Annotated in this window: 12 protein-coding genes; 10 read left to right on the top strand and 2 right to left on the bottom strand. The window is 71.4% G+C overall.

Annotated elements, in window-relative coordinates; all coding sequences use genetic code 11:
* The first annotated feature begins 24 nt into the window (after nucleotides 1-24).
* The 4 genes from ACGFRF_RS39155 (at nucleotide 25) to ilvD (ending at nucleotide 4,555) form a co-directional block, all read left to right on the top strand.
* The gene (locus ACGFRF_RS39155) at nucleotides 25-957 is read left to right on the top strand and encodes a Ppx/GppA family phosphatase (protein ID WP_393748492.1); all 933 of its coding nucleotides are present in this window, start codon (nucleotides 25-27) and stop codon (nucleotides 955-957) included.
* A 152-nt stretch (nucleotides 958-1,109) separates the two neighbouring features.
* A complete protein-coding gene (locus ACGFRF_RS39150; RefSeq protein WP_393748490.1) occupies nucleotides 1,110-1,922 on the top strand; it encodes a sugar phosphate isomerase/epimerase family protein in 813 nt (270 codons plus the stop codon).
* Nucleotides 1,919-2,563: a TetR family transcriptional regulator gene (locus tag ACGFRF_RS39145; RefSeq protein WP_393748488.1), complete on the top strand. Its 645-nt coding sequence runs from the start codon at nucleotides 1,919-1,921 to the stop codon at nucleotides 2,561-2,563. Before ACGFRF_RS39150 ends, ACGFRF_RS39145 begins: the two co-directional genes overlap by 4 nt.
* Nucleotides 2,564-2,701: 138 nt before the next feature.
* Nucleotides 2,702-4,555: a dihydroxy-acid dehydratase gene (gene ilvD / locus ACGFRF_RS39140; RefSeq protein WP_393748486.1), complete on the top strand. Its 1,854-nt coding sequence runs from the start codon at nucleotides 2,702-2,704 to the stop codon at nucleotides 4,553-4,555.
* A 52-nt stretch (nucleotides 4,556-4,607) separates the two neighbouring features.
* On the opposite strand, the gene ACGFRF_RS39135 is transcribed toward ilvD, so the two are convergent.
* A complete protein-coding gene (locus tag ACGFRF_RS39135) occupies nucleotides 4,608-6,719 on the bottom strand; it encodes a serine/threonine-protein kinase (protein ID WP_393748484.1) in 2,112 nt (703 codons plus the stop codon).
* A 179-nt stretch (nucleotides 6,720-6,898) separates the two neighbouring features.
* On the opposite strand from ACGFRF_RS39135, the gene ACGFRF_RS39130 reads away from it, so the two are divergent.
* The 6 genes from ACGFRF_RS39130 to proC all read left to right on the top strand — a co-directional run bounded on the left by ACGFRF_RS39130 (nucleotide 6,899) and on the right by proC (nucleotide 11,440).
* Nucleotides 6,899-7,228, top strand: coding sequence for an SH3 domain-containing protein (locus ACGFRF_RS39130; RefSeq protein WP_393748482.1), 330 nt, complete (start codon nucleotides 6,899-6,901; stop codon nucleotides 7,226-7,228).
* Between the two features lie 157 nt (nucleotides 7,229-7,385).
* A complete protein-coding gene (locus ACGFRF_RS39125; protein WP_393748480.1) occupies nucleotides 7,386-7,910 on the top strand; it encodes an EamA/RhaT family transporter in 525 nt (174 codons plus the stop codon).
* Between the two features lie 44 nt (nucleotides 7,911-7,954).
* The gene (locus ACGFRF_RS39120; protein WP_393748478.1) at nucleotides 7,955-8,749 is read left to right on the top strand and encodes a class I SAM-dependent methyltransferase; all 795 of its coding nucleotides are present in this window, start codon (nucleotides 7,955-7,957) and stop codon (nucleotides 8,747-8,749) included.
* A gap of 216 nt (nucleotides 8,750-8,965) precedes the next feature.
* Nucleotides 8,966-9,766 carry an ABC transporter ATP-binding protein gene (locus ACGFRF_RS39115; RefSeq protein ID WP_393748476.1) on the top strand — a complete coding sequence of 267 codons (801 nt, stop codon included), beginning with the start codon at nucleotides 8,966-8,968 and terminating at the stop codon, nucleotides 9,764-9,766.
* Nucleotides 9,763-10,545 carry an ABC transporter permease gene (locus tag ACGFRF_RS39110; RefSeq protein WP_393748474.1) on the top strand — a complete coding sequence of 261 codons (783 nt, stop codon included), beginning with the start codon at nucleotides 9,763-9,765 and terminating at the stop codon, nucleotides 10,543-10,545. Before ACGFRF_RS39115 ends, ACGFRF_RS39110 begins: the two co-directional genes overlap by 4 nt.
* 82 nt (nucleotides 10,546-10,627) lie before the next feature.
* Nucleotides 10,628-11,440, top strand: coding sequence for a pyrroline-5-carboxylate reductase (gene proC, locus ACGFRF_RS39105; protein ID WP_393748472.1), 813 nt, complete (start codon nucleotides 10,628-10,630; stop codon nucleotides 11,438-11,440).
* A 127-nt stretch (nucleotides 11,441-11,567) separates the two neighbouring features.
* Here proC and trpS read toward each other — a convergent pair whose 3' ends face one another.
* The gene (gene trpS, locus ACGFRF_RS39100; RefSeq protein ID WP_393748578.1) at nucleotides 11,568-12,596 is read right to left on the bottom strand and encodes a tryptophan--tRNA ligase; all 1,029 of its coding nucleotides are present in this window, start codon (nucleotides 12,594-12,596) and stop codon (nucleotides 11,568-11,570) included.
* Nucleotides 12,597-13,145 lie beyond the last annotated feature (549 nt).

The following is a 13,145-nucleotide window of genomic DNA, read 5'->3' as shown; positions in this document are numbered from 1 at the left end:
CGTTCGGGCAGTAGCGTTCCGTACATGAGACTCGGTGTCCTGGACGTGGGTTCGAACACGGTGCATCTGCTGGTGGTGGACGCCCACCCCGGCGCGTGCCCGCTGCCCGCGCATTCGCACAAGGTCGAACTCCGACTCGCCCAGCTCCTCGACGACAGCGGTGCCATCGGCGACGAAGGCATCGACAAGCTGATCGCCGTCGTACGGGACGCGCTCCAGGCCGCCGAGGACAAGGGCGTCGAAAATGTGCTGCCCTTCGCCACCTCCGCCGTACGGGAGGCCGGCAACGCCGACGACGTCCTCGCGCGCGTGGAGGCCGAGACCGGTGTACGGCTCCAGGTGCTCACCGGCGAGGAAGAGGCCCGGCTCACCTTCCTCGCGGTCCGTCGCTGGTTCGGCTGGTCCGCCGGGAAACTGCTGGTCCTGGACATCGGCGGCGGCTCCCTGGAGATCGCCTACGGCATGGACGAGGAGCCGGACGCGGCCGTCTCCCTCCCGCTGGGCGCAGGCCGCCTCACCGCCGGCCGGCTGCCCGGTGACCCGCCCGATCCGGAGGACGTCCGCGCGCTGCGCCGCCATGTGCGCGCGGAGATCGCCCGCACGGTCGGCGAATTCAGCCGCTTCGGCGCCCCCGACCACGTGGTCGGCACGTCCAAGACCTTCAGGCAGCTCGCCCGCATAGCCGGCGCCGCCCGCAGCGCCGAGGGCCTCTACGTCCAGCGCGAACTCAAGCGCGAGTCCCTGGAGGCCTGGGTCCCGCGGCTGGCCGGCATGACCACGGAACAGCGCTCGGAACTCCCCGGAGTCTCGGACGGCAGGGCGAGCCAGCTCCTCGCCGGCGCCCTGGTGGCCGAGGGCGCGATGGACCTCTTCGGCGTGGAGAGCCTGGAGATATGCCCCTGGGCGCTGCGCGAGGGCGTGATCCTGCGGCGCCTTGATCACATGGGATCCGATTAGCGACCCCGGGGGCGGCGGGGCTGTGGCGCTGTGCGGCTGCGCCGCGCGGGCGCGGGCGCGGGAGACCACCACGCACCCGCCCGCATGGCAAACCTCACAACGGCGAAGAGGTACTCAACACCCTCACGGTCGAACCCCGTAAGGTGACGGACGTGGCTGAACCAAGGGACGTGCGTGTCGCCCTGTCGACGGCCTCCGTGTACCCGGAGTCAACGGCGACCGCCTTCGAGATCGCCGCGCGCCTCGGCTACGACGGCGTCGAGGTCATGGTGTGGACCGACCCGGTCAGCCAGGACATCGAGGCGCTGCGCCGACTGTCGGACTACCACGGCATCCCGATCCTGGCCGTCCACGCCCCCTGCCTGCTGATCACCCAGCGGGTCTGGTCCACCGACCCCTGGGTCAAGCTCCAGCGCGCCCGGGCGGCCGCGGAGAAACTGGGCGCCTCCACCGTCGTCGTGCACCCGCCCTTCCGCTGGCAGCGGCAGTACGCCCGGGACTTCGTCGACGGGATCTGGCGGATGGCGAACGAGACGGACGTACGGTTCGCCGTCGAGAACATGTACCCCTGGCGGTACCGCGACCGCGAGATGCTCGCCTACGCCCCCGACTGGGACGTCACCCAGCACGACTACCGCCACTTCACGATCGACCTCAGCCACACGGCGACGGCCCGCACCGACGCCCTGGACATGATCGACCGCATGGGCGACCGCCTCGGCCACGTCCACCTCGCCGACGGCCGGGGCTCGGCCAAGGACGAGCACCTCGTACCCGGCCGCGGCACCCAGCCCTGCGCCGAGCTGCTGGAGCGCCTCTCCCTCACCGGGTTCGACGGCCATGTCGTCATCGAGGTCAACACCCGGCGGGCGATGTCCGGCGCCGAACGCGAGGCCGACCTCGCCGAGGCCCTGGAATTCACGCGCAAGCACCTGGCCTCGACGGTGCGGGTGCCCCGGCCATGAGCGAGATCACGCCGCCGGCGGCGAACCCCCCGGCGGCGAAGGAGCCCAAGGCGCGTCGCCGTGGCCGGCCCCCGCGCGCCGAGTCCGCCGACACCCGCGACCGCATCCTCACCGCGGCCCGCGAGGAGTTCTCCCAACGCGGGTACGAGAAGACGTCCGTACGCGGGATCGCCAAGGCGGCCGGTGTGGACTCGGCGCTCGTCCACCACTATTTCGGCACCAAGGAACAGGTCTTCGAGGCCGCCGTCGAGGTCGCCTTCGCGCCCGCGCTGGACGCGCCGAACGCGCTGGCCGACGGCCCGCTGGACGGCGTGGGGGAGCGGCTGACCCGCTTCGTCTTCGGCGTCTGGGACAACCCCACGACCCGTACGCCCCTCCTCGCGATCCTCCGGTCCGCCGTGAACAACGAGACCGCCACCGCCGTCTTCCGCCGCCTCGTCGCCGCCCAGCTGCTGCGCCGCATCGCCGCCCAGCTGGACCTGCCGGACGCGGAACTGCGCGCCGAGCTGGCGGCCGCGCAGCTCGTGGGGACGGCGATGATGCGCTACGTGATCAAGCTGGAGCCGCTGGCGTCCGCGGACCTGGAGCAGATCATCGCGCGCGTCGCCCCCGTCGTGCAGGGGCACCTGACAAACCCCTGAGCACGGCGATCCGTGGAACACGCGTCCCGCATTCCGGACAGCCGTGTCCACCGGTTGGAGCGGCGGCGTAGTCTCGGAGGAAGCCAGAACTCTGGCAGATGGTCTTCTGGCAGATGGTCTTAGAAGGAGCGAGCGACGATGCCCGAGCTGAGGTCCCGCACAGTCACCCACGGCCGCAACATGGCGGGCGCCCGCGCCCTTATGCGCGCCTCCGGTGTACCCGGTGCGGACATCGGCCGGAAGCCGATCATCGCCGTCGCGAACTCCTTCACCGAGTTCGTGCCGGGCCACACCCACCTGCAGCCGGTCGGCCGGATCGTCAGCGAGGCGATCAAGGAGGCGGGTGGCATCCCGCGCGAGTTCAACACGATCGCCGTGGACGACGGCATCGCGATGGGCCACGGCGGCATGCTGTACAGCCTCCCCTCCCGCGACCTGATCGCGGACTCGGTGGAGTACATGGTCGAGGCCCACTGCGCCGACGCACTCGTCTGCATCTCCAACTGCGACAAGATCACCCCGGGCATGCTGATGGCCGCCCTTCGGCTGAACATCCCGACGGTCTTCGTCTCCGGCGGCCCCATGGAGTCCGGCCGGGCCACCCTGGTCGACGGCACGGTCCGCACGCTCGACCTGGTCGACGCGATCTCCGACGCCGTGAACGACAAGATCTCGGACGAGGACATCCTCCGTATCGAGGAGAACGCCTGTCCGACCTGCGGCTCGTGTTCCGGCATGTTCACCGCCAACTCGATGAACTGCCTGACCGAGGCCATCGGCCTCTCGCTGCCCGGCAACGGCTCGGTCCTCGCCACCCACACCGCGCGCAAGCAGCTCTACGTCGACGCGGCCCGCACGGTCATGGACCTCACCCGCCGCTACTACGAGCAGGACGACGACACGGTCCTCCCGCTCAACATCGCCACCTTCCAGGCGTTCGAGAACGCCATGGCCCTGGACATCGCGATGGGCGGCTCCACCAACACGATCCTGCACCTGCTGGCCGCGGCCCAGGAGGCGGGCGTCCCCTTCGGCCTGGAGCAGATCGACGCCGTCTCCCGTCGCGTCCCCTGCCTCGCCAAGGTCGCGCCCAACGTGGCCAAGAACCGCACGTACTACATGGAGGACGTGCACCGCGCCGGCGGCATCCCCGCCCTGCTCGGCGAACTGCACCGCGCCGGCCTCCTCAACGAGGACGTCCACGCCGTCCACAGCCCCTCCCTCTCGGACTGGCTGAAGACCTGGGACGTCCGCGGCGGCTCCCCCTCCCCCGAGGCCGTGGAGCTGTGGCACGCGGCCCCCGGCTGCGTCCGCTCCGCCGAGGCGTTCTCCCAGTCCGAGCGCTGGGAGGCCCTGGACGACGACGCCGAGAACGGCTGCATCCGCTCCGTCGAGCACGCGTACTCCAAGGACGGCGGCCTCGCGGTCCTCAGGGGCAACCTGGCGGTCGACGGCTGCGTCGTCAAGACGGCCGGCGTGGACGAGTCGATCTGGACCTTCGAGGGCCCGGCGGTGGTCTGCGAGTCCCAGGAGGAGGCCGTCCAGCGGATCCTCACCCAGGAGGTCAAGGACGGCGACGTCGTCGTCATCCGCTACGAGGGCCCCAAGGGCGGTCCCGGCATGCAGGAGATGCTCTACCCGACCTCGTACCTGAAGGGCCGCGGCCTCGGCAAGACCTGCGCGCTGATCACCGACGGACGCTTCTCCGGCGGCACGTCGGGCCTGTCCATCGGCCACGCCTCCCCCGAAGCGGCCTCCGGCGGCACCATCGCCCTCGTCCAGGACGGCGACCGCATCCGCATCGACATCCCGGGCCGCACCATCGAGCTGCTGGTCGACGAGGCGGAACTCGCGCGCCGCGAGCAGGCTCTGAACGGCGTCTACGCCCCGAAGAACCGCGACCGCAAGGTCTCCGCCGCCCTCCGGGCCTACGCCGCGATGGCGACCAGCGCGGACAAGGGCGCCGTGCGCGATGTGAGCAAGCTGGGCTGACCCGGTACCCGCGAACGGGGCCGCTCCCACCGGGGGCGGCCCCTTCGCCGTCTCACCAGGCCGAGGGGTCCCGCCCGTCCAGGGCGAAGACGGTGCCGTCGGGGGCGGTGGCGTAGACGTGGCGGCCGGTGATCACGGGTTGGGCGGGTGCTCCCGTGACCTCGGTCGCGTTCGCCCCCAGACGTGCCCGGGTCTGCCCGACGAGCGTCCCTTCGGCCGCGTCGACGGCGAGCAGCCGGCCGTCACTGGCGGTGAAACAGACGTGCTCGCCGTCCGCGACCGGCGTCGACCCGCGGCTCACGGACGTCTCCAGACGCCACAGCTGCTTCCCGGTCGTCATGTCCACCGCCTCGAGGAGGCCGCCGGCGGCCAGGAGATGAACGATTTTCCCGCGCACGGTGGCGTGGGCACCGGCGAGCGCCACGGGCAGGGTCACTCGGCGCGTCGCCCCGGAGCCGGGGCTGTAACGGACGACGGCCTTCGTCTCGCCGTAGACGCTGTCCACGGCGAGGAAGAAGACCGAGCCGTCCGCGGCGCCGAAGGGCTTCAGCCGGCCGTCGAGGCGGGCGTCCCACCGGACATCGCCCGTGCGCGGGTCGACGGCGGTCACGCGCGTGCTCGATCCGTCGGCGGCCATGCTGGTCGCGTACGCCAGTGAGGCGCCCTCGAAGGAGGCGAAGGACGGCACGCCCTGCCCCGGGAACGTGCGACGCCACTTGGTGTCACCGGTGGCACCGTCCACCCCGGTGACCGTCCCGTCGGGGCTGCTGAGCAGAGCCGTGCCGCCCACGTACCGGATCATCGTGCCGGCCGGCAGCCGCCGCTTCCAGACGTCCCTGCCGGAGGCGGGGTCGAGCGCGGCCAGCCGCGAGCCACCGCCGGTGTACGGCTGCACCAGACCGCCCGAGACGACCGGCGGCCCGCTCGTGGACTCCGCGGCCACGGAGCGCCGCCACAGCAGCGTTCCGTCGGTGGGGGAGAGGGCGAAGACCACCCCGGGCCGCGCACAGAACAAGGTGTCCAGCGCGGACGAGCATTGAGGCATCCCTGCCCCCTCGCCCACCGGCCCGGCCTGCCAGGCGCTGAAGGCGGCCGCCGCGGTACGAGGGCTGGTCCCCTCGGGCGTTGCGGGGCCGTCCCCGCCGGGGAACTGCACGGAGGCGAACGCACCGGACACGACGAGACCGAGCCCACCGAACACGAGCGCCGCCTTCTTGCCCAGGCGCTCGCGCACCGGCCGCCGGGCACGCTCGCCCGCGCCCTGCTCGCCGCTGGGCTCCCGAGCCGGGTCCTCGCCCGTCCGCTGCGCCGGTATGAACGCCTGGGTGTCGTAGGAGGCCGCCACCGACCGCAGCTCCCGCATCAACTCGTCCGGAGTCGGGCGGTCCGCCGGATCCTTGGCGAGACAGCGCAGCACGAGCGGCCCGAGACTCTCCGGCACGCCGGTCAGATCGGGTTCGTCGTGCACGACCTGGTACGCGACGACGTACGGGCTGTCGGAGTCGAACGGCCCCCGCCCGGTCGCCGCGTGCACCATCACGGACCCGAGCGCGAAGATGTCCGCCGCCGGCCCCACCTCCCGCGGCCGCCGGAACTGCTCGGGCGCCATGAACGGCGGCGTACCGATCAACTTGCCGGTCTCGGTCCGCAGTTCACTGTCCTTGGGCCGGGAGATGCCGAAGTCGATGACCTTCGGCCCGTCCTCGGCGAGCAGGACGTTGCTCGGCTTGAGATCCCGGTGCACGACCCCGACCCGATGGATGTCGCGCAGCGCCTCCGCGAGCCCGGCCATCAGCCGCCGCAACTGCTCCGGAGCCATGGGCCCGTTCCGCTTCACATGCTCGGAAAGGGTCGGCCCGGGAATGAACAACGTGGCCATCCAGGGCCGTTCGGCCTCGGGGTCGGCGTCCACGACGGACGCGGTGAAGGCGCCGCTGACCCGCCGAGCGGCGGCCACCTCCTGCCGGAAACGTCCCCTGAACTCGGGGTCCCTGGCGAACTCGGCGTGTACGACCTTCACCGCGAGCCGCATCCCCGAGGTGCTCCGGGCCAGGTGCACCACACCCATCCCACCGGACCCCAGACACGACTCCAGGCGGTAGTGACCGGCGTACTCGGGAAGTTCCGCTTCCGCGCCCGCTCCGATGTTGCGCTGTGGCGTCATGGACCACCCCCGTGCTGATGTCCGCGCGCGCGACGCACGGAGCCTAGTCGATGACTCGTACGAGACAGAGGCGGCTTGCTAGCGTCTGCGTGCGAGTCGCGCCGGGGTGTTTCATGGCGCGTCGCAAGGGAATCAACGGGACCCCATGGCAGTCATGGGGTCAACGGGGGAGGTTTCACATGTCTGTCGACCGTGCCGAAGGCGTCCACAGCACCGACGAGGCCGAGAGCCTGACGGCGGCGACCACGACCGCGGCCCTGCGCTACTACTCGGTCGCGCCCGGCGTCCGCCTGAACGTCCGCAGCGGCCCGGGCACCAGCTACAACATCCTGTACGCCCTGCCCGAGGGCGCCAAGGTCCCGATCTACTGCCAGACGCCGGGCACGACGGTGACCGGCCCGTACGGCACCACGAAGATCTGGGACAACATCGACAACGGCGAGTACGTCTCCGACGCCTACGTCCAGACGGGCAGCGACGGCTACATCGCGGCGCGCTGCTCCCTCTGACCGCCCGCCGGGCCGGGCCCCCTGAGGAGCCGGCACCCCCTCGGGGTCCGCATCCCGGGGGAGCCCGCACTGCCTGGGGGCCCGCATCCCCCGGGAAGCTCGCTGGGGGCCCGCACCCGCTGGGGGGTCCGTCTCCGCCCGGCGCCATAATCGTCCCGTGAGCGACGAAACCGGCACCCCGGACACCCCGGCGGGCTCCCCAGGCGGCGCAGCCCTAAGCGGCGGTCCCCGCCCGGAGCCCCTGCGCTTCTTCGGCACCTCCTGGGTGCACCACGACAACGGCTACGCGGCCCGCCGCGCCGGCGTCGCCGTCGGCTCCCTGGCCGCGGCCGTCGTCTCCTGCCTGGTGCTGCGCTTCGCCTACGACGGCATCCGGATCGCCGACACCGGCTCCTTCGTGACCGTGCTGGTCATCGCCATGTTCGCGATCTGCAGCGCACTCGCCTTCCGCAACACCTGGGACGGCTTCGGCAAGCGCCACGACCCCCAGCGCCAGGCCTCCCTGCGCGGCCTGCTCGCCATCGGCTTCGTCGGCTCCCTCCTCGCCTACTTCTTCCGCTCCCTCACCGAGGCCCCGGGCGAGAAGCTGCACCGCGCGGAGTACGAGAAGGCCCGCGAGGAACACGAACGCCGCACCACCCGCCGCACCGGCAACCCCTCGAAGAAGAAGCGGCGCCGGTAACAAGTCGCTGTCCCTTCCCGCCACTCTGCGACCACCATGGCCGCATGACCACCATGCAGCCGCCCACCGACCCGCCCGCCTCCCACGCCTTGCGCGCCCGCTCCTTCGATTCCGCCGCCGCCCAGTACGCCGCCAACCGCCCCTCCTATCCGGCCGCCCTTCTCGACGCCGTCGAGGAAGCGGCCGGCCGATCCCTGTCCGGTGCCAAGGTCGTGGACGTCGGCGCCGGTACCGGCATCGCCACCGCCCTCCTGCACGCCCGGGGCGCCGATGTCCTCGCGGTCGAACCCGGCGACGGCATGGCCGCCGAGTTCCGCCGCGGCCTGCCCCACATCCCGATCGTCCGGGGCAACGGCAACGCCCTCCCCGTCGCCGACGCCCACGCCGATTTCCTCACCTACGCCCAGGCCTGGCACTGGACCGACCCGGCCCGCTCGGTGCCGGAGGCACTGCGGGTGCTGCGGCCGGGCGGCGCGCTGGCGCTGTGGTGGAACACCGACGCCCTCGACGTCGACTGGATCGCCGCGGCCACCGAGCGCGCCGCCCGCTTCTTCGGCGTGGACATCGCCGCAGAGAAGCGGGGCGCCGTGGAGCGCATGGAGCGGGCCGACCCCAGCGGCCGTCTCGACTTCACCCGCCGCCGGGTCCGCTGGAGCCGCCGGGTGCCGATCGACACCCACCTGGCCAACATCGGCAGCCATTCCCTCCTCCTCGTGACGCCCGAGGAACGCAGGACCGCCTTCTTGAGCGAGGAGCGCGACCACCTGCTGAACGTCTTCCCGGACGGCATCGTCGAGGAGACGTACGACGTGCTGCTGCTCGCCGCCACCAAACCCTGACCTCGCCACCGAACCCCGACCTCGGCACCACATCCTTACCTCGCTTTTCGCGCCCAGTGAGCGGCGGTCGGGCTACGGCCCGGCCGCCGCTCCCGCATGCCCACGGCCGCTCGCGCGAGCACGCCGGCCTGCCCGTCGGGCGACATGGCACCGCGGTCGGCAGGAACGCCGCTCCCCCTCTTGACGGCCACGCCCTCCAGCCAGATTATTCATCGCATGATGAATTATGCGCCGGACCCGCCACACCCGGCCCCCGCCCCGGCCGTCCACGCCGAAGACCTCACCGTCGTCCGCGGCCCCCGCACCGTCCTGCATCACCTCCGCTTCACCGTCCCCCGCGGCCAGATCACCGGCCTCCTCGGCCCGTCCGGCTGCGGCAAGTCGACCCTCATGCGCTCCCTGGTCGGCACCCAGGCCAAGGTCACCGGCACCCTGAACGTCCTCGGCCGCCCGGCCGGCCACCCCACCCTCCGCAGCCGCATCGGCTACGTCACCCAAGCCCCTTCCGTCTACGACGACCTGACCGTCCGCCAGAACCTCGAGTACTTCGCCGCGATCCTCGACCCAGGCCGCGCAGCCGCCGAACGCCGCTCCCAGCACGTCACCCAGGCCATCGCCGACGTCGACCTCACCAGCCATGCCGACGCCCTTGCCGGCAACCTCTCCGGCGGCCAGCGCAACCGCGTCTCCCTGGCCGTCGCCCTCCTCGGCACCCCCGAACTCCTCGTCCTGGACGAGCCGACCGTCGGCCTCGACCCCGTCCTGCGCCGGGACCTGTGGACCCTCTTCCACGATCTCGCCGCCACCCGCGGCACCACCCTCCTCGTCTCCTCCCACGTCATGGACGAGGCCGAGCGCTGCGACCGCCTCCTGCTCATGCGCGAGGGCGAGATCCTCGCCGACGACACCCCGGACGCCCTGCGCACCCGCACCGGCACCGGCACGGTCGAGACAGCCTTCCTGTACCTCGTCGACCAGGCCGGCACGGCGGGCCGCACCAAGGAGAGCACCCGATGAGCACGACCACCCCCGCGCACACCGCCGCACCCGCCGGCGCCTTCAGCACCGCCCGCACCACCGCCACGGCCGCCCGGGTCCTGCGCCAGCTCCGCCACGACCCACGCACCATCGCGCTGCTGATCCTCATCCCGTGCCTGATGCTGATCCTGCTGCGCTACGTCTTCGACGCCAGCCCCCGCACCTTCGACAACATCGGCGCCTCCCTGCTCGGGATCTTCCCGCTGATCACGATGTTCCTGGTCACCTCCATCGCCACCCTGCGCGAACGCACCTCCGGCACCCTGGAACGCCTCCTCGCCATGCCCCTCGGCAAGGCCGACGTCATCGCGGGCTACGCCCTCGCGTTCGGCGCCCTCGCCGTCGTCCAGTCGGCACTCGCCACCGGCCTCGCGGTCTGGCTGCTCGGCCTCGACGTCACCGGCTCCCCCTGGTTGCTCCTGCTCGTCGCCCTCCTCGACGCACTGCTCGGCACGGCCCTCGGTCTGTTCGTCTCGGCCTTCGCGGCCTCGGAATTCCAGGCGGTCCAGTTCATGCCCGCGGTGATCTTTCCCCAGCTCCTCCTCTGCGGCCTGTTCACTCCTCGCTCCGACATGCACCCCGTCCTCAAGGCCATCTCCGACGCCCTGCCGATGTCGTACGCCGTCGACGGCATGAACGAGGTCCTCCACCACACCGACATGACAGCCACGTTCGTGAGGGACGTCCTGATCGTGGCGGGCTGCGCGGTGCTGGTGCTGGTGCTGGGGGCGGCGACCTTGCGACGCCGGACCGCGTGAGCCCCCGAACGGCCGGTGGGCGGACGTCCGCCCACCGGACAACGGACCCGCACCCCTCCTGACCGGTGCGAGGATGAACTGCATGAGCCAGAAAGTCGCAGTCCTCGGCACCGGCAAGATCGGCGAAGCCCTGCTCAGCGGAATGATCCGGGCCGGCTGGGCCCCCGCCGACCTCCTGGTCACCGCCCGCCGCCCCGAACGCGCCGAAGAACTCCGCACCCGCCACGGAGTCACCCCGGTCAGCAACACCGAGGCCGCCAAGACCGCCGACACCCTGATCCTCACGGTCAAGCCGCAGGACATGGGCACCCTCCTGGACGAACTCGCCCCGCACGTCCCCGCGGACCGCCTGGTCATCAGCGGCGCCGCGGGCATCCCCACCTCCTTCTTCGAGGAGCGCCTGGCCGCAGGCACTCCGGTCGTCCGTGTCATGACCAACACCCCCGCCCTCGTCGACGAGGCCATGTCGGTCATCTCCGCCGGCAGCCACGCCACCGCCGAGCACCTCGCCCACGCCGAGGAGATCTTCGGCGCCGTCGGCAAGACCCTGCGCGTCCCGGAGAGCCAGCAGGACGCCTGCACCGCCCTCTCCGGCTCCGGCCCGGCCTACTTCTTCTACCTGGTCGAGGCCATGACCGACGCCGGCATCCTGCTCGGGCTGCCCCGCGACAAGGCCCATGACCTCATCGTCCAGTCCGCTATCGGCGCCGCGGTGATGCTCCGCGACAGCGGCGAGCACCCCGTCAAGCTCCGGGAGAACGTCACCTCCCCGGCCGGGACGACCATCAACGCCATCCGCGAGCTGGAGAACCACGGCGTACGAGCAGCCCTCATCGCCGCCCTGGAAGCCGCCCGCGACCGCAGCCGCGAACTCGCCTCCGGCAAGAAGGACTGAGGCAAGCCCCAGGAGGGACTGAGGCAGGCCGGAACGATTGACAGGGACCGGCCCGATACCGGGGGGCGACGCCCGCTCGACACCGGACCGGCCGCCCGCCTTCGCACACACCGGGCGCTCTAACTCCCTAGCGGCCGGCCACGCTCAGATCCGTCTCGAACACCGGCGGCAGCAGCCCGATCGCCCGATACGCGGCATCGACGGTCGGCCGGGCCATCGCCCGAGCCTTCTCCGCACCATCCCGCAGCACCCCCTCCACATAGGCAGGATCCGTGCACAGCTCCCTGTGCCTGGCCTGCACGGGCCTGAGGACCTCCACCACAGCCTCCGCGGTGTCCTTCTTCAAGGCGCCGTACGACTCATATACACCGGCCAAGCCCTCGGGGTTCCCACCCGTGCACGCAGCGAGGATCTCCAGCAGATTGGCGACCCCCGGCCGCGCCTCCCGGTCGTACTCGACCTCCCGCCCGCTGTCGGTCACCGCCCGCATGACCTTCTTCCGCACCACGTCCGGCTCGTCCAGCAGATAGACGACCCCCGCACCCGAGTCGTCCGACTTCCCCATCTTCGAGGTCGGGTCCTGCAGGTTCATCACCCGAGCCGCCACCCCCGGAAGCGTCGCCCGTGGCATCACGAACGTGTGCCCGTACCGCTGGTTGAACCGCACCGCCAGGTCCCGCGTCAGTTCCACGTGCTGCACCTGGTCGTCCCCGACCGGCACCTCGTCCGCGCCGTACGCCAGGATGTCCGCCGCCATCAGCACCGGATACGTCAGCAGCGACACCCGCACGCTCCCGCCGCGCTCCCGCTCCCGCGCGGACTTCTCCTTGTACTGGATCATCCGCCGCATCTCACCGTCGGACGCCACGCACTCCAGCAGATACGACAACCTCGTGTGCTCGTCGACATGGCTCTGCAGGAACACGGTGCACACCTCGGGGTCGAGCCCCGAGGCCAGCAGCAGCGTCGCCGTCTGGCGACTGAGCCTGCTCACCCGCGCCGGATCGTGCTCCACGGTCAGCGCGTGCAGGTCAACCACACAGAACAGCGAGTCCGCCCGGTGCTGGTCCACCGCCGCCCAGCGCCGCATGGCGCCCAGGTAGTTCCCCAGGGTCAGATGCCCGGTCGGCTGGATCCCGCTGAAGGCCCGCGTCATCTCCACTCCACCTCCTGGTCGAGACCGCCGCTCCTGCGGCCGGCCCCCGGAGTCCTGGAGGAGATACGAGAACGGCCGCCGAAGCGGCGGCCGTTGAGTGCATACGTGTGTACGGCCGCCGTCAGGCGGCCCACCAGAGCTGGGTGCACGTACGCGTAGTCATGTTCCCGAGCATACGCCTCAGGGGTGCCCTCCGGGCTCGAGTTGACACGCCCCCGGCCCATACGTAGTGTTCTCCGAGTTGTCCGACGTGAGCGCCGACTCCGGTCGGTCCCCGGACAGCCATTCCGCAAGCACCACCCATCAATCGATGCCCTGGCGTCGACTGTATTGGCGTGCGTATTTGCGAAATGTGGAATCCGCGTTCGAAAGGACGCAGGCCCCGATTAGCTCGGGGGCCGGGAATCCGCTAAAGTCTCACTCGTCGGAACGGCCCAACGGCCGGGAAGGCAAACCCCCTGACTGGGAGTCAGACGCCGAAAGGATCTGATAGAGTCGGAACCGCCGGAAAGGAAACCGCGAGAGCGGGAACCTGGAAAGCACCGAGGA

The sequence above is a fragment of the Streptomyces sp. NPDC048521 genome (genome assembly GCF_043199855.1).
GTDB lineage: Bacteria > Actinomycetota > Actinomycetes > Streptomycetales > Streptomycetaceae > Streptomyces.
The sequence above is the reverse complement of the archived record's forward strand: the minus strand, read 5'-3'. Positions and strand labels throughout refer to the sequence as shown.